18 protein-coding genes are annotated in these 20,581 nt (G+C 37.2%); all 18 read left to right on the top strand.

The genetic code is table 11. From position 1 onward, the window contains the following. Positions 1-33: 33 nt before the first annotated feature. The 18 genes from rpsB (at position 34) to truB (ending at position 20,557) form a co-directional block, all read left to right on the top strand. On the top strand, positions 34-735 hold the full coding sequence (gene rpsB, locus H9655_RS06625; protein WP_095369504.1) for a 30S ribosomal protein S2: 702 nt from the start codon (positions 34-36) through the stop codon (positions 733-735). Positions 736-937: 202 nt separating this feature from the next. Continuing rightward, the gene (gene tsf / locus H9655_RS06620; RefSeq protein WP_191812180.1) at positions 938-1,819 is read left to right on the top strand and encodes a translation elongation factor Ts; all 882 of its coding nucleotides are present in this window, start codon (positions 938-940) and stop codon (positions 1,817-1,819) included. Between the two features lie 140 nt (positions 1,820-1,959). Continuing rightward, a complete protein-coding gene (pyrH, locus tag H9655_RS06615) occupies positions 1,960-2,685 on the top strand; it encodes a UMP kinase (RefSeq protein ID WP_095369502.1) in 726 nt (241 codons plus the stop codon). Continuing rightward, entirely contained in the window at positions 2,686-3,243 is a 558-nt protein-coding gene (gene frr, locus H9655_RS06610; RefSeq protein ID WP_191812178.1) for a ribosome recycling factor, read from the top strand. Positions 3,244-3,707: 464 nt separating this feature from the next. After that, positions 3,708-4,484 carry an isoprenyl transferase gene (locus tag H9655_RS06605; RefSeq protein WP_191812175.1) on the top strand — a complete coding sequence of 259 codons (777 nt, stop codon included), beginning with the start codon at positions 3,708-3,710 and terminating at the stop codon, positions 4,482-4,484. A gap of 17 nt (positions 4,485-4,501) precedes the next feature. Further along, on the top strand, positions 4,502-5,302 hold the full coding sequence (locus H9655_RS06600; protein ID WP_191812173.1) for a phosphatidate cytidylyltransferase: 801 nt from the start codon (positions 4,502-4,504) through the stop codon (positions 5,300-5,302). A 109-nt stretch (positions 5,303-5,411) separates the two neighbouring features. Beyond that, positions 5,412-6,557, top strand: coding sequence for a 1-deoxy-D-xylulose-5-phosphate reductoisomerase (dxr, locus tag H9655_RS06595; RefSeq protein WP_191812170.1), 1,146 nt, complete (start codon positions 5,412-5,414; stop codon positions 6,555-6,557). Positions 6,558-6,591: 34 nt separating this feature from the next. Continuing rightward, positions 6,592-7,854, top strand: a complete 1,263-nt coding sequence (gene rseP / locus H9655_RS06590; RefSeq protein ID WP_191812168.1) for an RIP metalloprotease RseP — start codon at positions 6,592-6,594, stop codon at positions 7,852-7,854. 92 nt (positions 7,855-7,946) lie between these two features. After that, on the top strand, positions 7,947-9,641 hold the full coding sequence (locus H9655_RS06585) for a proline--tRNA ligase (protein WP_191812165.1): 1,695 nt from the start codon (positions 7,947-7,949) through the stop codon (positions 9,639-9,641). 319 nt (positions 9,642-9,960) lie between these two features. Continuing rightward, positions 9,961-14,280 carry a PolC-type DNA polymerase III gene (locus H9655_RS06580; protein WP_191812163.1) on the top strand — a complete coding sequence of 1,440 codons (4,320 nt, stop codon included), beginning with the start codon at positions 9,961-9,963 and terminating at the stop codon, positions 14,278-14,280. A 235-nt stretch (positions 14,281-14,515) separates the two neighbouring features. Continuing rightward, positions 14,516-14,983: a ribosome maturation factor RimP gene (gene rimP, locus H9655_RS06575; protein ID WP_191812161.1), complete on the top strand. Its 468-nt coding sequence runs from the start codon at positions 14,516-14,518 to the stop codon at positions 14,981-14,983. A gap of 48 nt (positions 14,984-15,031) precedes the next feature. Then, on the top strand, positions 15,032-16,156 hold the full coding sequence (gene nusA / locus H9655_RS06570) for a transcription termination factor NusA (protein WP_191812158.1): 1,125 nt from the start codon (positions 15,032-15,034) through the stop codon (positions 16,154-16,156). 14 nt (positions 16,157-16,170) lie between these two features. Beyond that, positions 16,171-16,443 carry an RNase P modulator RnpM gene (rnpM, locus tag H9655_RS06565; protein WP_095369493.1) on the top strand — a complete coding sequence of 91 codons (273 nt, stop codon included), beginning with the start codon at positions 16,171-16,173 and terminating at the stop codon, positions 16,441-16,443. A gap of 9 nt (positions 16,444-16,452) precedes the next feature. Then, complete coding sequence (locus H9655_RS06560; protein WP_191812156.1) at positions 16,453-16,755, top strand: YlxQ family RNA-binding protein; 303 nt, start codon at positions 16,453-16,455, stop codon at positions 16,753-16,755. A gap of 19 nt (positions 16,756-16,774) precedes the next feature. Beyond that, complete coding sequence (gene infB, locus H9655_RS06555; RefSeq protein ID WP_191812154.1) at positions 16,775-18,904, top strand: translation initiation factor IF-2; 2,130 nt, start codon at positions 16,775-16,777, stop codon at positions 18,902-18,904. Then, the gene (locus H9655_RS06550) at positions 18,901-19,182 is read left to right on the top strand and encodes a DUF503 domain-containing protein (protein WP_191812152.1); all 282 of its coding nucleotides are present in this window, start codon (positions 18,901-18,903) and stop codon (positions 19,180-19,182) included. The genes infB and H9655_RS06550 overlap by 4 nt, the downstream gene beginning before the upstream one ends. Before the next feature lie 16 nt (positions 19,183-19,198). Continuing rightward, positions 19,199-19,564, top strand: a complete 366-nt coding sequence (rbfA, locus tag H9655_RS06545) for a 30S ribosome-binding factor RbfA (protein WP_191812150.1) — start codon at positions 19,199-19,201, stop codon at positions 19,562-19,564. A gap of 75 nt (positions 19,565-19,639) precedes the next feature. After that, positions 19,640-20,557, top strand: coding sequence for a tRNA pseudouridine(55) synthase TruB (gene truB, locus H9655_RS06540; protein ID WP_191812148.1), 918 nt, complete (start codon positions 19,640-19,642; stop codon positions 20,555-20,557). The last annotated feature ends 24 nt before the right edge of the window (positions 20,558-20,581 follow it).

Here is a 20,581-nt window from a genome sequence, read left to right as displayed (position 1 = left end):
GAGGAAAATAAAAACCATTAGGAGGAAACATCCATGTCAGTAATTTCTATGAAGCAATTGCTTGAAGCTGGTGTACATTTCGGACACCAAACTCGCCGTTGGAACCCAAAAATGAAAAAATACATTTTCACTGAGCGTAACGGCATCTACATTATCGACCTTCAAAAAACAGTTAAGAAGGTAGAAGAAGCTTATAATTTCGTTAAAGAACTAGCTGGTGAAGGCGGAACAGTTCTTTTCGTTGGTACTAAAAAACAAGCGCAAGATTCTGTTAAAGAAGAAGCGATTCGTTCTGGTATGTACTATGTAAACCAACGTTGGTTAGGTGGTACATTAACAAACTTTGAAACAATCCAAAAGCGTATTGCACGTCTTAAAGATATCGAAAGAATGTCTGAAGATGGCACTTTTGAAGTACTTCCTAAAAAAGAAGTTGTTCAATTAAGAAAAGAGCAAGAACGTTTAGAAAAATTCTTAGGCGGAATCAAAGATATGAAAGCTCTTCCTGATGCTTTATTCATCATTGATCCTCGTAAAGAGCGCATTGCAGTTGCAGAAGCGCATAAATTAAACATTCCAATCGTTGGTATTGTTGATACGAACTGTGATCCAGATGAAATCGATGTAGTAATCCCTGCAAATGACGATGCAATTCGTGCCGTTAAACTTTTAACTGGTAAAATGGCGGATGCAATTTTAGAAGCTAAACAAGGTGAAGAAGTAACGACTGCATAATTGCTATGAAATGCGTTATTTTGAAAAGGTGATAATAGGGAGCACCCTTTATCACCTTTTTTTAAAAAGAATGACGTATTTATTACCTGCAAATGCAAAGAGAACGATTGGCACACGCAATAGTTGGAAAAGATAATGTAATAAAAAAACATGCTGAATGTTCGTTTACGACATTTACATATTCAATAAGGAGGATTCCATAATGGCAATTACTGCACAAATGGTAAAAGAATTACGTGAAAAAACAGGTGCTGGAATGATGGATTGTAAAAAAGCACTTCAAGAAGTAGACGGAGATATGGAAAAAGCAATTGACTTTCTTCGTGAAAAAGGTATTGCAAAAGCTGCGAAGAAAGGCGATCGTATCGCTGCTGAAGGTTTAACTTCTATTAAAGTAGAAGGAAATGAAGCAGTTATTCTTGAAGTAAATGCTGAAACAGACTTCGTTGCTAAAAACGAAGGTTTCCAAACACTTGTTAAAGAATTAGGAGAGCACTTGTTAAGTGCAAAACCTGCGTCACTTGAAGAAGCTCTTCAAGGGTCTATGACAAATGGTAACACAGTTGAATCTCATATCAATACAGCTATTTCAAAAATTGGTGAGAAACTATCATTACGTCGTTTTGAAATTAAAACAAAAACAGATAACGATGCTTTTGGCGCATACCTACACATGGGTGGCCGCATTGGTGTACTTACAGTTCTTGAAGGTACAACTGATGAAGAAGCAGCAAAAGACGTATCTATGCACATTGCAGCTTTAAATCCTAAATATATCTCTCGTGATGAAGTTTCACAAGAAGAAGTTGAACATGAGCGTCAAGTTCTTACTCAACAAGCACTTAACGAAGGTAAACCAGAAAAAATCGTTGAGAAAATGGTTGAAGGTCGCTTAGGTAAATACTTCGAAGAAGTTTGTGTAAACGATCAATCATTTGTTAAAAACCCAGATGAAAAAGTTGGTAAATTTGTTGCTTCTAAAGGCGGTAAAATTAGCGAATTCGTACGTTACGAAGTAGGAGAAGGTATCGAAAAACGCGAAGATAATTTTGCAGAAGAAGTAATGAGCCAAGTGAAAAAATAATAAATAATCTACACATAGTAGATGAATTTTGTAGGGAACACTGTGTGTTCCCTGTTTGTTAGAATAAATGTAATTTGAAATTTTAAGCAAAAGCTTTTCTTCATAAAAACTATTGCTTACTATTCATTATGGAGGTTCTTATGAGCGACCCTAAGTATAAAAGAGTTGTTTTAAAATTAAGTGGTGAAGCATTAGCTGGAGAACAAGGTTTCGGCATTAATCCATCGGTAATTAAATCAGTCGCGCAGCAAGTGAAAGACTTAGCTGAGCTAGATGTTGAAGTAGCTGTCGTTGTTGGTGGCGGCAATATTTGGCGTGGTAAGATTGGTGAAGAGATGGGCATGGAACGTGCTAATGCAGATTATATGGGAATGCTTGCAACGGTAATGAACTCCTTAGCGCTTCAAGATAGTTTAGAACAACTTGGAATTGAAACAAGAGTCCAAACATCAATTGAAATGAGACAAGTTGCTGAGCCATATATCCGTAGAAAAGCCATTCGTCACTTGGAAAAGAAAAGGGTCGTTATTTTCGCTGCAGGCACAGGAAACCCTTATTTCTCAACAGATACAACAGCAGCATTAAGGGCAGCTGAAATTGATGCTGAAGTGATCTTAATGGCAAAAAATAATGTTGACGGTGTATACTCTGCTGATCCACGAATCGATAAAAATGCAAAGAAATACGATGAACTATCCTATTTAGACGTTATTAAAGAAGGATTAGCCGTAATGGATTCAACTGCATCATCACTTTGCATGGATAATAATATTCCACTGATTGTCTTTTCTATTATGGAAAAAGGAAATATCAATCGAGCTGTATTAGGCGAGCCAATCGGTACAATCGTAAGGGGGAAAAACTAAATGCCAAAAAATATCATAGCTAATGTAAAAGAACGTATGACAAAAGCAACACAATCTTACTCACGCGAATTAGCCGGTATTCGAGCTGGGAAAGCTAATTCTTCTATATTAGATAGAATAACAGTAGATTACTATGGTGCACCAACACCTATTAACCAATTAGCTGGTGTATCTGTACCAGAAGCACGTTTATTAGTCATTCAACCCTATGATAAATCTGTATTAGGTGACATTGAAAAGGCAATCTTGAAATCAGATTTAGGACTTACTCCAACAAGCGATGGAAACTTGATTCGTTTATCTATTCCACAACTAACTGAGGAGCGCCGTAAGGAACTTGTAAAAGTTGTGAAAAAGGAAGCGGAAGAAGCAAAAGTAGGCATCCGTAATATTAGAAGAGACGGTAATGATGATCTAAAAAAACTAGAAAAAAATGGTGAAATCACTGAAGATGATCAACGTGGTTATTCAGATGATATTCAAAAAGCAACAGATGAGTTTATCAAGAAAATTGATGAATTAACAAAAGATAAAGAAAAAGAAATTTTAGAAGTATAATCTTATTTACCTTATATAAGACATACTTTTTCGATTGTAGGCGAAGCCCTCTATGATAAATAGGGGGCTTTTTCTATAATGGACCGATTCTTACATTTCGTATTTTTGAATAAAGTGAAAAGAACAGTAGCGTAGAAGAATATTGAACTCTTATCTTAACTGGTAGAATTTGTTGGCAGATAAAACAAAACGGCCATCTATGAAATCGATCTTATATTTTCTAATTAATATCTTAAAAAAATATCTTATTGCATCGTTTTGTGGTAATCTTTAAAATGAGGAGCACAATTGTAGGAAAGTTATTGATGTGCTTACTTATTCTGCCTATAATGAATATATCTGAAATGGCAAAAGCGTCACTCGTTTAATCATCGAAGTAGTATGAACGGAAAAGGGTGCTTATCCATTAAATATATTGTATTTCTTATTTAATGGTAAATCAGCCTATTAAAAGGAGTATTCAAATGTTCGATAAAATGAAACTTTGGAAAAATAATAATGACTCAATAGAGCTTCAAGAAAGAATAGATAATATTAAAGCACAACCAATTCCAGAGCATGTAGCCATCATTATGGATGGTAATGGTCGCTGGGCTAAAAAAAGAACGTTGCCACGTGTTGCAGGTCATCATGAAGGGGCAAAAGTCGTTAGAAAGATTACTCGATTCGCCAATGAACTCGGCGTTAAAACGTTAACATTATACGCCTTCTCTACTGAGAATTGGAAGAGGCCAAAAATGGAAGTCGATTTTCTTATGAAGCTGCCATCCGAATTTCTGCAAACGTTTTTACCTGAATTAATAGAAGAGAATGTTCAAGTGAAAATGATTGGCAATAAATCTATTTTACCATCAGCGACATTAAAAGCGATTGACGAAGCGATTCAGTCGACTGCTCATAATGATGGGTTAGTGTTAAATTTTGCTATGAATTATGGGAGTCGAGCTGAAATTATTGAGGCAGTTAAAAACGTCTTAATCGATGCACAAAGTGGTATAATAGATGAAGAAAAGCTAACAGAAGAAGTTTTTTCATCGTACTTAATGACAAGTGAGTTGAACGATCCAGACCTACTTATACGAACAAGTGGGGAAATTCGATTAAGTAATTTTATGTTATGGCAACTGGCTTATGCTGAATTCTGGTTTACAGATGTTTTATGGCCAGACTTTGGAGAAGAACATTTTGTTGAAGCAGTTGAAGTATTCCAAAAGCGTCAAAGGCGCTTTGGAGGAGTTTAATAAAGGTGTTGAAATGAATGAAAGAAAGAGTAATCACAGCAATCATTTTTGGAGCAGTTCTTTTGCCACTAGTATTTATTGGTGGGTGGCCATTGATGCTCCTTGCCTATTTTTTTGCAACAGTAGGTCTATATGAATTATTAAGAATGAAAGGGTTTAATCTATTTTCCCTTCCAGGACTCATATCTACATTTATATTATGGATGATAATGATTCCTTCAGAATTTTCTTTTGCTTGGATGATACAAGCAGGGCTTGGAAAGTCAGATATATTAATACTTGGTGTACTTCTTTTGCTTACATATACAGTATTAACTAAGAATCGTTTTACATATGATGATATGGCCTTTATGCTCATTTCTACTATCTATATAGGTTTTGGTTTTCATTACTTTTTAGAAACAAGGGCAATGGAGAATGGTCTAATATGGATCTTTTTTAGCCTCTTCATTATTTGGGCTTCTGATTCAGGTGCGTATTTTTTTGGAAAGGCATTTGGCAAAAGAAAGCTATGGCCAGATATTAGTCCTAATAAAACAATAGAGGGTAGTATTGGCGGCGTGATTTCGTCTGTTGTCGTAGCTTGTCTATTTTTAATTTTTACTGATATTAGTGAACCAGCTGTTCTCATCATTCTTATGACATGTTTATTAGCAGTTTTTGGACAAGTAGGCGATTTGGCAGAATCAGCTTTCAAAAGACATTACGGAGTAAAAGATTCAGGTAGAATATTACCTGGTCATGGTGGGATACTTGATCGTTTCGATAGCCTGTTATTCGTATGGCCATTGATGTATATTATCTTATCTATCATGTAAGCAAAGAGACGATTCTATATAGGCGCTGTTTTAGGCGAAGAAGAGTGTATATACATCATGTAATAGCTTGGTAGAAGCCTTCCGCTTTTCTTAATAGGAGATGATAGTAATGAAAAAGATTAGTTTAATGGGTGCATCAGGTTCTATTGGTACACAAACGTTAGATATCATTAGACAGCATCCTGATGAATTTCAGTTAGTGGCTTTTTCAGTAGGTAACAATATTAACTTTGCCCGTCAAGTAATCAATGAATTTCATCCAGAGCTTGTTTCTGTCTTAGAAAAAAGTTCAATGGAGATGCTTAAAGCTGAGTTTCCACGCATATCATTTACATATGGACAACTCGGTTTAACTGAAGTGGCAGTGTATAACAAAGCAAATATATTAGTAAATGCTGTTTTAGGACGTGTGGGGCTAGAACCAACATTACAAGCAATTGAAGAAAGAAAGACGATTGCTATTGCAAATAAGGAAACATTAGTAACAGCAGGGCATTTAGTCATGGAATCAGCGAAAAGCCATGGTGTGGATCTATTGCCTGTTGATAGCGAGCATTCAGCGATTTTTCAAGCCTTACAAGGTGAGAAAGCAAAAAATATTGACAGATTGATTTTAACCGCTTCTGGTGGATCTTTTCGTGATTATAGTAGAGGGGATTTAGAAGCAGTAACAGTGGAACAAGCATTAAATCATCCCAACTGGTCAATGGGTGCAAAAATCACAATTGATTCAGCAACTATGATGAATAAAGGCTTAGAAGTAATCGAAGCACATTGGTTATTCTCATTACCATACGATAAGATTGATTGTCTCCTTCATAACGAGAGCATCATTCATTCAATGGTTGAATTCCATGATAGTAGTGTGATCGCTCAATTAGGCACACCGGATATGAGGGTTCCTATCCAATACGCGCTTTCTTACCCGGACCGTTTACCTTTAAAGAATAAGCGATTAAATCTAGCCGAGATTGGTCAGCTACATTTTAAAGAAATGGACTATGATCGCTTCCGTTGTTTAGCGCTTGCTTATCAGGCAGGAAAAGAAGGTGGATCGATGCCTGCAGTTTTAAATGCAGCTAATGAAGCAGCGGTTGCAGCATTTTTAGAAGGGAAAATAAGCTTTTTAAAGATTGAGGAGTTAATTGAACAAGCTTTAAATAGACATTCCTGTGTAAAAGCACCGACATTATCGGACATACAAGAAGTAGATGAGGAAACAAGAGCCTATATCTATTCGCTTTTATCAAGCTGATTCGTTTTTGATTCAGAAAAAAGGTGGTTAAAAATTGAGTACAGTAATAGCCTTTATTATCATTTTTGGGGCATTAGTATTTTTCCATGAACTTGGACATTTAATCTTTGCGAAGCGAGCAGGTATCCTATGTCGTGAGTTCGCGATTGGTATGGGACCGAAAGTTTTTTCATTTACAAAAAATGATACACTTTACACGATCCGATTGTTACCGATAGGTGGCTATGTCCGCATGGCTGGTGAAGATGTTGAAATGGTTGAATTGAAAGCAGGCTACCGAGTAGGATTAGTTTTCAACGACCAAAATGAAGTTCAGAAGATTATTTTGAATAACAAAGATAAATATCCGGATGCAAGGATTCTCGAAGTCGAACATGCTGATATTGAACATGAATTAATATTAAAAGGGTATGTTGAAGGTGAAGAAGAAAAATTAGAAACGTTTAAAGTGAATCGACGAGCAGTATTGGTGGAAGATGGAACAGAAACGCTTATTGCTCCTTATGATCGTCAATTTTCTTCCAAAACTTTAGGGCAACGAACAATGGCCATTTTCGCTGGACCGATGATGAACTTTGTATTGGCTTTTGTTATTTTTGTCATCATCGCTATATTACAGGGGATGCCATCAAATGCGCCGATGCTAGGAGAATTAACAAAAGATGGTGCAGCGATTGAAGCTGGATTCAAAGAAGGTGACATTGTTCATTCAGTCGATGGTGCAGAAATTTCAAGTTGGCAAGATGTTGTAGAGATCATTCAGAAAAACCCTAATAATGAGCTTGAATTTCAAATTGATCGCGATGGAGAAGAAATGACAATTCCGGTCACACCTAAATCGCAAGAAATAGAAGATGGTCCGACAATCGGTGTGATCGGTGTATATAGTCCGATGGAAAAAAATCCATTAAAATCAGTAGTATATGGTGCGGAAGAGACCGTATTGTGGACAAAAGAAATTTTTGTTATTTTAGGAAAGTTAATCTCCGGGGAATTTACGATTGATGCCCTTTCAGGTCCTGTTGGTATCTATGTTTCAGTTGACACAGTTGCTCAATCAGGTATATTTTATTTAATGAAGTGGGCAGGTGTCTTAAGCATCAATTTAGGTATTATGAATCTATTGCCTATTCCTGCTCTCGATGGTGGAAGATTAATGTTCTTTGCTATTGAAGGGGTTAGAGGAAAACCGATAGATAAACAAAAAGAAGGTCTGGTTCACTTTGTTGGCTTTGCGTTATTAATGCTGCTAATGTTAGTTGTTACATGGAATGACATTCAGCGATTCTTTTTATAAGAAGATGAAACCTGAGGCTCAGAGATCCGTTTTAACTAAATGGTTTCTGAGCCTTGATAATGAAAATAAATAATAGAGGTGTATAGATAAAGATGAAACAAAGTCAGGTATTAATTCCAACTTTAAGGGAAAACCCTGCTGATGCAGAAATTAAAAGTCATCAACTTTTATTAAGAGCAGGATTTATTCGTCAAAATGCTAGTGGTATTTATAGTTATTTACCAATGGCAAGAAAAGTGTTACAAAATATTGAAACGATTATTAGAGAAGAGCTTGAAGCCATTAATGCAGTAGAGATGCTTATGCCTGCACTTCAGCAAGCAGAGTTGTGGCAGGAGTCTGGTCGCTGGTATACATATGGTTCAGAATTAATGAGAATGAAAGACCGTCATGAGCGTGAATTTGCTCTTGGACCCACACATGAAGAGGTTGTGACGAGTCTTGTGCGTGATGAAGTGAAATCATATAAAAGGTTACCTCTTGCTCTGTATCAAATTCAAACGAAATTTCGTGATGAAAAGCGTCCACGTTTTGGTGTGCTAAGAGGTCGAGAATTTATTATGAAAGACGGTTACTCCTTCCATTCAAGCCAAGAAAGTTTAGATGAGATGTACGACCATTTTTATCAAGCTTATTCCAATATTTTTTCTCGCGCAGGTTTGAATTTTAGAGCTGTTATTGCGGATTCTGGAGCAATGGGTGGTAAAGATACTCATGAATTTATGGTGCTATCTGAAATCGGAGAAGATACGATTGCATACTCTGATACATCTCAATATGCAGCAAATATTGAAATGGCGCAGGTAGTTTCAACATATGAAAAATCGAATGAAGAGTTAAGAGAACTTGAAAAAGTTAGTACGACGAATCAAAAAAGCATTGCTGAAATTGTGGATTATTTAAATGTCTCAGCAGAAAAATGCATAAAATCATTACTATTTAAAGTTGATGAAGATTATGTATTACTACTTGTTCGTGGTGATCATGAAGTCAATGATATTAAAGTAAAGAATCTACTTGCTGCGAATGATGTGGAATTGGCTGATGCCGAGGAGACAAAATCAGTTATTGGCTGTGAAATTGGTTCCATTGGTCCGATTGGTGCAAATGTACGGATAATTGCCGATCATGCCGTCCGTGCAATTGTTAATGGTGTCTGCGGTGCAAATGAAGCGGGCTACCACTATGTTAATGTAAATGTAGACCGCGACTTTACAGTAGAACAATATGCAGATGTTCGCTTTATCCAAGAAGGAGACCCATCACCTGATGGAGAAGGAAATATTCTTTTTGCAAAAGGAATTGAAGTTGGTCATATATTTAAGCTTGGCACGAGATACAGTGAAGCAATGGATGCGACTATTCTCGATGAAAATGGCCGTTCACAACCAATGATTATGGGATGTTATGGCATCGGGGTTTCTCGTGTAATGGCAGCTATTGCTGAACAACATAGTGATGAAAATGGCCTTGTTTGGCCGAAAAATATTGCACCATATCAACTTCACCTTGTTTCATTAAATATGAAAAAAGAAGACCAAGTGCAATTAAGTGAAAGAGTATACGGTACTTTGAAAGATTTAGGGTATCGTATTTTATGGGATGATCGCGCTGAACGAGCTGGTGTGAAATTTGCTGATAGTGATTTAATCGGTTTACCTTTACGAATTACAGTTGGTAAAAAGGCAAATGAAGGCATCGTTGAAGTGAAATTAAGAAGTACAGGCGAGCAATTTGAAGTATCGGTGGAAGAATTACCACAATTTATTCATCGTCAGTTAGCATAACAACTAACATTCCTATATTAAAAATGATCCGACCCCATTAGTCGTCCAATGTTAAAGGTGAGAAAGGGGGCGGTTTTTTTATTTATCTCGTTAAAACTAATTGATTGTCTATGAATAAAATCTCCGTACGAATGACCCTCTACATAATACTAAATGATCTTTTGAAATTTAAAAGTTCCATTTCTCGGGGGAATAAGTGCATTACCACAAAATAGTTGACAATTACCGTAATTTTTACTTTATCAGATCTAGTATTTAATTATGATATAATAGGGACCGATTGAAAAAAATAGAACGTTTATGAAAGGGGAGGGCTGAAATGAGCGATATAAAAGGAAATAAAGAACGTTTTCAGCTCCTGTTACAACAATTAGAATTAACAGAAGATGCTTTTGTTCATTATTTTGAACAAGCTGAAATCATGAAAGTATATATTCAAAAAAAGGAAAAAAGATGGCATTTTTCCTTTAATTTAGAACAAATCTTACCGGCAGCTGTTCTTCAAAGATTTGCAGCTCAATTGCACCATAAGTTTTCTCATATTGCACGAACCTCTTTTTCTATTACCGTAACGAATCAACAATATGATGAGAGCTTAATTCAAGATTATTGGACATTTTGTATGAAAGAAATTGAAGGCATCTCACCACCGATGCTTAAGCTTCTTCATGAGCAAGTGCCGAAAATGAAAGGAAATAAGTTAATCGTTACCGTGAGTAATGATATGGAAAGTCAGTCCATTAAAAATAAGTATGTACCACTTATTCTTGATAGCTTTCAATCATTTGGTTTTCCACCATTTCAAATTGAAACAGAATTGTCAACAGACGAAAGCAATGAAGCATATGAGCGGTTCTTAGAAGCAAAAAGAAAAGAAGATCAAGAACGCGGCATGCAAGCAGCGATTGAAATGGAGAAGAAAGCATTAGAACAAGAATCAGATACACCGATACCACAAGGACCATTGACGGTCGGCCTAACAATTAAAGATGATGCGGACTTCCGCAAACTAATTGATATCGTTGATGAAGAGAGAAGAATAGCAATAGAAGGTTACGTCTTTCATGCGGAAACGAAAGAACTTAGAAGTGGTCGGACATTATTAACTTTCAAAATTACTGATTATACAAGCTCGATACTTGTAAAAATGTTTTCCCGAGATAAAGAAGATGCTGCACTCTTTCAAATGGTACAAAAAGGCATGTGGCTGAAAGTTCGCGGTAGTATTCAAAATGATACATTTGTTAGAGACTTAGTGATGATTGGTAATGATTTGAATGAAATCAAACCAATTGAGAGAAAAGACACAGCAAAGGAAGATGAAAAGCGAGTTGAACTTCATCTTCATACACCAATGAGCCAAATGGATGCCGTTAGTTCGGTTAGTGCGCTTGTTGCACAAGCGAAGAAGTGGGGACACAAGGCAATTGCGATTACCGACCATGCTGTGGCTCAATCGTTTCCGGAAGCTTTTAATGCCGGTAAGAAAAATGGTATTAAAATCCTTTACGGTGTTGAAGCGAATTTAATCGATGATGGTGTACCAATTGCTTATAATGATGCTCATCGACGAGTAGCTGAAGATACGTATGTTGTATTTGACGTAGAGACGACTGGGTTATCTGCCGTTTATGACACCATTATAGAGCTTGCAGCGGTGAAAATTCATGACGGCGAGATTATTGATCGTTTTGAATCTTTTGCTAATCCCCATCATCCATTGTCTGCTACGACTATTAATTTAACGGGCATAACGGATGATTTAGTAGAGAATGCGCCGGAAGTAGCTGACGTTTTAAAAGATTTTTACGAATGGACAGGCGATAGTGTGCTTGTGGCACATAACGCTTCATTTGATATGGGCTTTTTAAATGTAGGTTATAAGAAAATAGGCCTTGGAAAAGCAACGAACCCTGTTGTAGATACACTTGAATTAGCGCGTTTTTTACACCCAGAAATGAAAAACCATCGCCTCAATACACTGGCTAAGAAGTTTGATGTTGAACTAACCCAACATCACCGGGCGATTTACGATGCAGAAGCGACAGGTTATATTTTAATAAAAATGCTCAAAGATGCGATGTCTAAAGGTATTGAATACCATGATCAATTTAATGATAATATGGGTAAAGGAAATGCTTACCAAAGGGCAAGACCGTCCCATTGTACATTAATAGCGCAAACGAGTGAAGGGTTGAAGAATCTCTTTAAATTAGTCTCGATTGCTCATATTAATTATTTTTATCGTGTGCCACGTATTCCTCGTTCTGTATTGCAGAAATATAGAGAAGGTATTATTGTTGGTTCTGGATGTGACAAAGGTGAAGTTTTTGAAGGGATGATGCAAAAATCTCCTGATGAAGTGGAAGAGATAGCTGCGTTTTATGATTATCTAGAGGTTCACCCTAAAGAGGTCTATGCTCATTTATTAGAATTAGAGTTAGTTCGCGATGAAAAGGCGCTCGAAGAAATCATTTCAAACGTTGTGCAATTAGGTGAAAAATTAAATATCCCAGTTGTGGCCACAGGGAATGTTCATTACTTAAATCCGAATGATAAGATTTATCGTAAAATCTTAGTGAATTCTCAAGGTGGGGCAAATCCGCTCAATCGTCATGAACTGCCTGATGTGCATTTTCGCACGACCAATGAAATGCTTGAATGCTTTTCATTTTTAGGAAAAGAAACAGCAAAAAAAATCGTAGTAGATAATACGAATAAAATTGCTGAAATGATTGATGAAATTAAACCAATAAAAGATGATCTCTATACGCCAAAAATAGAAGGCGCAGACGAAGAAATGCGCGAAATGAGCTATAGTATGGCAAGAAGTATTTACGGTGAACAACTTCCAAAAATCGTAGAAGCTCGTTTGGAGAAAGAATTAAAAAGTATTATCGGACATGGATTTGCTGTTATTTACTTGATTTCTCATAAACTTGTTAAAAAGTCGTTAAATGACGGCTACTTAGTAGGATCAAGGGGTTCGGTAGGCTCCTCATTTGTTGCGACAATGACGGAAATAACAGAAGTTAATCCGCTGCCACCTCATTACGTCTGCCCAGATTGTAAGCACTCTGAGTTTTTTGATGATGGTTCAGTTGGTTCAGGTTTTGATTTACCTGATAAGGATTGTCCAAAATGTTCTCAGCATTATCGAAAAGATGGCCATGATATTCCTTTTGAAACTTTCTTAGGGTTTAAAGGCGATAAAGTACCCGATATTGACCTGAACTTTTCCGGAGAATATCAGCCAAAAGCCCATAACTATACAAAAGTTCTTTTTGGTGAAGAATATGTGTATCGGGCAGGTACGATCGGTACTGTGGCAGATAAAACGGCCTTCGGTTATGTCAAAGCGTACCAAAATGATAACAACCTCCAAATTCGAGGTGCAGAAATTGATCGTTTAGCTTCTGGTTGTACCGGTGTAAAACGAACAACTGGACAACATCCTGGTGGCATCATTGTTGTTCCTGATTATATGGATATTTATGATTTTTCACCTATCCAGTTCCCGGCTGATGACCGTAATTCAGAATGGAAAACAACTCATTTTGACTTCCATTCGATTCATGATAATGTGTTGAAGCTAGATATACTTGGTCATGATGATCCGACTGTTATTAGGATGTTGCAAGATTTAAGTGGGATTGATCCGAAGACCATTCCAACCGATGATCCAGAAGTGATGAAGATTTTTAGTGGAACGGAATCGTTAGGCGTCACAGAAGAGCAAATTATGAGTAAAACGGGTACATTTGGTATCCCGGAGTTTGGCACAAGGTTTGTTCGGCAAATGCTAGAAGACACGAAACCAACTACATTTTCTGAGCTTGTTCAGATTTCAGGTCTTTCACATGGAACGGACGTATGGCTCGGCAATGCACAAGAGTTAATTCATAACAATACTTGCACGTTAAGTGAAGTTATTGGATGCCGTGATGATATTATGGTGTATTTAATTTATCAAGGCTTAGAACCTGCCTTCGCTTTTAAAATCATGGAATCTGTCCGAAAAGGAAAAGGGCTGACAGAAGAGATGGAAGCGGAAATGAGGAAGAATGAAGTACCTGAGTGGTATATTGACTCTTGCTTAAAGATTAAATATATGTTCCCTAAAGCCCATGCGGCTGCCTATGTCTTAATGGCGGTACGTATTGCCTACTTTAAAGTTCATCATGCACTTTTATATTATGCAGCTTATTTTACCGTTCGGGCAGAAGATTTTGATATAGATGCGATGGTGAAAGGCTCACAGGCAATTCGGGCGAAAATTGAAGAAATCAATGCGAAGGGACTAGACGCTTCTACAAAAGAAAAGAACTTACTGACTGTAATGGAGTTAGCACTTGAAATGAATGAAAGAGGATATAGCTTCCAAAAAGTTGATTTGTATAAATCTAGTGCAAGTGACTTTATTATTGAAGGTAATACACTGATACCGCCGTTCAACTCTATACCAGGATTAGGGACGAATGCGGCACTGAATATCGTAAAAGCAAGGGAAGAAGGAGACTTCCTATCGAAGGAAGATCTCCAGCAAAGAGGTAAAGTATCTAAAACAATTATCGAGTACTTAAATAATCATGGTTGTTTAGAAGATTTACCAGACCAAAATCAGTTAAGTTTGTTCTAAGTCGCTTTTACAGCTATTCCATTTGCATAAAAATTATGGTTATGGTATAGTTTTATTGGAAATACTAACGGATATCTTCGCAAACAAGAGTGGGGCAACCCACTCTTTCGTCTTGTTTTTAACCAAAATTTTCATCGGTTACTAAGATGATCCGGTATATCTTGATTAGCAGCAACTCTTGTGTTTGCTGCTACATTTATAATGAATAGGCATCTTGCTAGAAGGAGGGATAAAGATGAGTAAAGTGACTGAAGAAGTTGAACAATTAGTCACTCCTATTTTGAGCGATCTTCAGTTGGAATTAGTTGAGATCGAATATGTGAAGGAAGGGAAAGACTGGTTTCTTCGTGTCTTTATTGATAAAGAGACAGGCGTTGATATAGAAGAGTGTGGTTTAGTTAGTGAACGCTTAAGTGAGAAATTAGATGAAATTGACCCAATTCCTTATAACTATTTCCTTGAGGTCTCTTCACCAGGAGCGGAACGCCCTCTAAAAAAAGAACAAGATTTCATGAAAGCGATTGGTAAAAACGTATTTATAAAAACATATGAACCAATCGATGGAGAGAAAACATTTGAAGGTGTACTTACAGACTTCGATGGCCATATCGTAAAAGTTGAAATGAAAATTAAAACGAGAAAGAAAACGGTAGAATTACCGTATGAAAAAATCGCAAAAGCTCGCTTAGCTATTGTCTTCTAATAAAGCAATTGGCGTAACGCAACTTATTTAAAGGGGGATATGAATCACATGAGCAGTGAATTATTAGATGCTCTTATTTTGCTTGAAAAGGAAAAAGGAATTTCGCGAGATGTAATCATTGATGCAATGGAAGCCGCGTTAGTGTCTGCTTATCGTAGAAACTTTAATCAAGCACAAAATGTCCGTATTGATTTAAATTTAGGTAGTGGCACAATGAAAGTATTTGCCCGCAAAGAAGTCGTTGATGAAGTGTTTGATCCAAGATTAGAGATTTCTATCGAGGATGCACGCAAGATTAATCCTAACTATACGGTTGAAGATATTGTAGAAATGGAAGTAACGCCAAAAGATTTTGGTAGAATTGCAGCACAAACAGCCAAACAAGTCGTTACTCAACGTGTTCGTGAAGCAGAAAGAGGCATTATCTATTCTGAATTCATTGATCGAGAAGAAGATATCATGACAGGCATTGTCCAAAGACAAGATGCAAAATTTATATATGTTAGTCTTGGTAAAATTGAAGCGATTTTACCTGTAAGTGAACAGATGCCAAGTGAGCAGTATCGCCCGCATGATCGAATTAAAGTGTTTATTACAAAAGTCGAAAAAACAACAAAAGGTCCACAAATTTATGTTTCTAGAACACATCCAGGACTATTAAAGCGTCTTTTTGAAATTGAAGTACCAGAAATTTATGACGGTACTGTTGAATTAAAATCAGTTGCGCGTGAAGCCGGAGATCGCTCAAAAATCTCTGTACATTCTGATAATCCAGAGGTAGATCCAGTTGGTTCATGTGTTGGACCTAAAGGAACTCGTGTGCAAGCCGTTGTAAACGAGTTGAAAGGTGAAAAAATTGACATTGTTAAATGGTCTAGTGATCCAGTTGTTTTTGTAGCCAATGCATTAAGTCCATCTAAAGTACTAGATGTTGTAGTTAATGAAGAGGACAAAGCGACAACGGTTGTTGTACCAGATTATCAATTATCGCTAGCTATTGGGAAACGTGGACAAAATGCAAGACTTGCGGCGAAGCTTACTGGTTGGAAAATTGATATTAAATCAGAGACAGAAGCAAGAGAAGCCGGCACATACCCAAGAGATGAAGCACTTTTAAGCTATCATCAAGATGACGAAGATGAAGATTTTACATTCCCTGAAGATAAGGAATAAGAGGTGAATGGCTGGTGAACAAAAGCAGAAAAATTCCGATGAGAAAATGTATAGCGACGGGGGAAATGATGCCGAAGAAATCGCTCGTACGCATTGTTCGCTCAAAAGAAGGCGAAGTTTCGGTTGATGTGACAGGTAAGAAATCCGGTCGCGGAGCCTATCTTACAAAAAGCAAGGAAGCCATCTTACTTGCAAAAAAGAAAAATATATTAGCTAGTCATCTAGATGTACAAGTGGATGAGGACATATATAACGAACTTTTAGATCTTATTGAAAAGGAGAAATGACGGTCCAAAATGAATGAGAAAAAATGGATGTCATTACTTGGCTTGGCCAATCGAGCGCGTAAAATCACTTCAGGTGAAGAGCTTTCTATAAGCGAGATTAGAAAAGGGAAAGCGAAACTTGTTTTGTTGTCTGCAGATGCTTCTGCAAATACGACAAAAAAAGTAACAGACAAATGTAAATCTTATGCTGTTCCTTATAAGATTGTCCCAGACAGAGAATTGTTAGGGCAAGCAATTGGCAAGGAAGCAAGAGTAGTGGTGGCTGTTTTAGACGCTGGATTCGCAAAAAAGCTATTAACGTTGCTCGATTAATTCTAGCGGGGGTGAAAGCATGAGTAAAATTCGCGTTTACGAATATGCTAAAAAACATAATTTATCTAGTAAAGATGTAATTACGAAATTAAAGGAAATGAATATAGAGGTTTCGAATCATATGACAACATTAGAACCAGGTGAAGTAACAAAATTAGACGGTATTTACAATAAGCAAGAAGAGAAACAACCGCAAAAACAACAATCAGCGCAATCACAACCTGCAAACAATCAGAAAAATAAACCAGCAGGTGCACCAAAAGGCAACAATAGAAATAAGCCAAATAATAATAATAAGAATCAAAAACCTAATCGCAATAATAATCAAAAAAATAAACCAAAGAATAAAGGGCAAAAACCGCCTCAACCAACTGCACCTAAAAAAGTAAAAGAATTGCCAGAAAAAATCACTTTTACTGAATCACTAACTGTTGGTGAGCTTGCTAAGAAGCTTCATAGAGAGCCTTCAGAAATCATTAAAAAGCTATTTATGCTCGGTGTGATGGCAACAATTAACCAAGAATTAGATAAAGATTCAATTGAGTTAATTGCAGGCGAATATGGTGTTGACGTGGAAGAAGAAGTATTAGTAGATGTGACAGATTTAGAAGCATATTTCACAGAAGATGAAGAGGCTAATCTTGTAGAACGTCCATCTGTTGTAACGATTATGGGTCACGTTGACCATGGTAAAACGACATTACTTGATTCCATTCGCCACACTAAAGTAACTGCTGGCGAAGCTGGTGGAATTACCCAGCATATTGGAGCCTATCAAGTAGAAGATAAAGGTAAAAAGATTACATTCTTAGATACACCTGGTCACGCGGCATTTACAACGATGCGTGCCCGTGGAGCGAAAATAACTGATATTACAATTTTAGTTGTTGCAGCGGATGATGGTGTGATGCCACAGACAATTGAAGCAATTAACCATGCAAAAGCTGCAGAAGTACCTATTATTGTTGCTGTTAATAAGATGGATAAAGAAGCGGCAAATCCTGATCGTGTCATGCAAGAACTAACAGAACATGGACTAGTTCCTGAAGCATGGGGTGGAGATACAATCTTTGTACCGATTTCAGCGATTAAAGGTGACGGTATTGACGAATTGTTAGAAATGATTCTCCTTGTTGGTGAAGTAGAAGAATATAAGGCGAACCCTAATCGTAATGCTGTCGGAACAGTTATTGAAGCACAGCTTGATAAAGGTAGAGGATCAGTTGCTACATTGCTTGTGCAAAACGGAACATTGAAGGTTGGAGATCCGATTGTTGTCGGAAATACATTTGGCCGCGTACGTGCAATGGTTAATGACCTTGGACGTCGAGTGAAGACGGCAGGACCATCTACTCCTGTCGAGATTACAGGACTGAATGATGTTCCTCAAGCGGGTGATAGATTTGCTGTTCTAGAAGACGAGAAGTCTGCCCGCCAAGTAGGGGAAGCGCGAGCACAATTAGCTCTACAAGCACAAAGATCTGAGAAGTCTCGTGTTAGCCTTGATAACTTGTTTGAGCATATGAAAGAAGGGGAAATGAAGGACATAAACATCGTCGTCAAAGCTGATGTTCAAGGTTCGGCTGAAGCCCTTACTTCCGCTTTAAATAAGATCGATGTAGAAGGCGTTAAAGTACGTATTCTGCACACTGGTGCTGGTGCCATTAATGAATCAGATATTACGCTTGCTGCTGCCTTTAACGCAATTGTCATCGGCTTTAACGTAAGACCTGATACGAATGCAAAACGTGCTGCTGAAGCAGAAGATGTTGATATTCGTCTACACCGTATCATTTACAATGTAATTGAAGAAATTGAATTAGCAATGAAAGGAATGCTTGACCCAGAGTTTGAAGAAAAAATTATTGGTCAAGCAGAAGTCCGTCAAACATTTAAAGTATCAAAAATTGGTACAATTGCTGGTTCTTATGTTACGGAAGGTAAAATTACTAGAGATTCTGGTATCCGCCTTATTAGAGATGGTGTTGTTATTTTCGAAGGCGAAATTGATGCGTTAAAACGTTTTAAAGATGATGCCAAAGAAGTAGCAACGAACTATGAATGTGGTATTACAATTAAAAACTACAATGATGTCAAAGAAGGCGACATTATTGAAGCTTATATTATGCAAGAAATCGAGCGTAAATGATTGTAGGTTTGGTTTCGTGTGAGTGTATTATATATGATGCCCGTTCATTAAAGGAAAAGAGAAGTGTATTACAGCGAATCCTCACTCGTCTGCAACAGAAATTTAACGTTTCTGTTGCAGAAGTTGGGTTTCAAGATACGTGGCAGCATACGCAAATAGCCTTAACTGCTGTAGCTTCAAGTAAGCAAGCGGTTGAGTGGGAGCTTTCAAATGCGCTTAAATTAATTGATTCTTTTCCTGAGATAGAACGGACAATTACAGACATTGAATGGCTTTGAAAAAGAGGTGTAACAATTGAGCCTAAGATCAAATAGAGTTGGCGAGCAAATGAAAAAAGAGCTCGGAGAAATTATCGGTCGAAAAATTAAAGATCCACGTGTGGGATTTGTAACAGTAACAGACGTTCATGTGACAGGTGATTTACAACAAGCTACTGTCTATATTTCTGTTCTTGGTAATGAAGAACAAAGAGAAGATACATTAAGAGGATTGGCTAAAGCTAAAGGGTTTATCCGTTCTGAAATCGGTCAAAGAATTCGCTTGAGAAAAACCCCTGAAATCACTTTTGAATTTGACGAATCAATCGATTACGGTAATCGCATTGAAACACTTCTTCATCAAATTCAAGATGACGGTCAATCCAAAGATAAGGATAAATAATGATTGGCGGATAGACGTTTGTCTATCCGTATTTATTTCACCTTAATTGGAGTTTTAGTGAAAGGGGGCGTAAAAATGGAGGGAATATTACCTTTATTAAAGCCAAAAGGAATGACGTCTCATGATTGCGTATTCAAGTTACGCAAGATTCTAAAGACGAAAAAGGTCGGTCACACAGGAACATTGGACCCTGAGGTAACGGGCGTATTACCTATTTGTATAGGACGTGCTACGAAGGTTGCAGAATATATTACAGATGCAGGTAAAGAGTATGAAGGAGAGGTCACAATAGGATTCTCTACAACAACAGAAGATGCCTCAGGTGAAGTAGTTGAAGAGAAGAAAGTGGATAAACCGATTACTAGAGAAGAGATTATCGCAGTGTTCCAGCAGTTAACTGGAGAGATTGTACAAACACCACCAATGTATTCTGCTGTTAAAGTGAATGGTAAAAAGCTTTATGAATATGCACGTTTAGGGCAAGAAGTGGAGCGGCCAAGTAGAAAAGTGCGCATTGATCGTATCACATTGCTAAATGAGCAGGAAGTCTATAATGGGGAACAAATCACCTTTCGTTTTCGTGTTGCTTGTGGAAAAGGAACATATATTAGAACATTAGCCGTTATGATGGGCGAACTTCTTGGTTATCCTGCCCATATGTCTGATCTCACTCGTATCCGGTCTGCAGACTTTACAATTGAGGATTGTTTGACGTTATCACAAGTGGAGGAAATGATGAACGAGGGAAGAATAGCTGACGTACTCAAACCGTTAGAATGGGGGATTAGCTATTTGCCGAAATATCAAATAAATGATAAAGTAGCAATGAAAGTGAAGAATGGCGCAGTTCTTCCTACTCCTGAAGAACTTGAGAGTGTAGCTGGTCCTATTGTAATGGAGACTGTGAACAATCAAGCGTTAGCCTTGTATATTCATCATCCTGATAAACCAGGTATAATAAAGCCAACTAAAGTTCTATACATAGGTGAATAGGTAAAGGTAAACGGTCTTTTACAT

It is taken from the genome of Cytobacillus stercorigallinarum, assembly GCF_014836495.1.
In the GTDB taxonomy this organism is placed as follows: Bacteria; Bacillota; Bacilli; order Bacillales; family Cytobacillaceae; genus Cytobacillus; species Cytobacillus stercorigallinarum.
Note: the sequence above shows the minus strand (reverse complement) of the source record. Positions and strands in the feature narration are given on the sequence as shown.

Bases quoted from the DNA above. Each gene is read 5' to 3' on its own strand.
- rpsB (WP_095369504.1), top strand. From the start codon at position 34: ATGTCAGTAATTTCTATGAAGCAATTGCTTGAAGCTGGTGTACATTTC.
- tsf (WP_191812180.1), top strand. From the start codon at position 938: ATGGCAATTACTGCACAAATGGTAAAAGAATTACGTGAAAAAACAGGT.
- pyrH (WP_095369502.1), top strand. From the start codon at position 1,960: ATGAGCGACCCTAAGTATAAAAGAGTTGTTTTAAAATTAAGTGGTGAA.
- frr (WP_191812178.1), top strand. From the start codon at position 2,686: ATGCCAAAAAATATCATAGCTAATGTAAAAGAACGTATGACAAAAGCA.
- H9655_RS06605 (WP_191812175.1), top strand. From the start codon at position 3,708: ATGTTCGATAAAATGAAACTTTGGAAAAATAATAATGACTCAATAGAG.
- H9655_RS06600 (WP_191812173.1), top strand. From the start codon at position 4,502: ATGAAAGAAAGAGTAATCACAGCAATCATTTTTGGAGCAGTTCTTTTG.
- dxr (WP_191812170.1), top strand. From the start codon at position 5,412: ATGAAAAAGATTAGTTTAATGGGTGCATCAGGTTCTATTGGTACACAA.
- H9655_RS06585 (WP_191812165.1), top strand. From the start codon at position 7,947: ATGAAACAAAGTCAGGTATTAATTCCAACTTTAAGGGAAAACCCTGCT.
- H9655_RS06580 (WP_191812163.1), top strand. From the start codon at position 9,961: ATGAGCGATATAAAAGGAAATAAAGAACGTTTTCAGCTCCTGTTACAA.
- rimP (WP_191812161.1), top strand. From the start codon at position 14,516: ATGAGTAAAGTGACTGAAGAAGTTGAACAATTAGTCACTCCTATTTTG.
- nusA (WP_191812158.1), top strand. From the start codon at position 15,032: ATGAGCAGTGAATTATTAGATGCTCTTATTTTGCTTGAAAAGGAAAAA.
- H9655_RS06560 (WP_191812156.1), top strand. From the start codon at position 16,453: ATGAATGAGAAAAAATGGATGTCATTACTTGGCTTGGCCAATCGAGCG.
- infB (WP_191812154.1), top strand. From the start codon at position 16,775: ATGAGTAAAATTCGCGTTTACGAATATGCTAAAAAACATAATTTATCT.
- H9655_RS06550 (WP_191812152.1), top strand. From the start codon at position 18,901: ATGATTGTAGGTTTGGTTTCGTGTGAGTGTATTATATATGATGCCCGT.
- truB (WP_191812148.1), top strand. From the start codon at position 19,640: ATGGAGGGAATATTACCTTTATTAAAGCCAAAAGGAATGACGTCTCAT.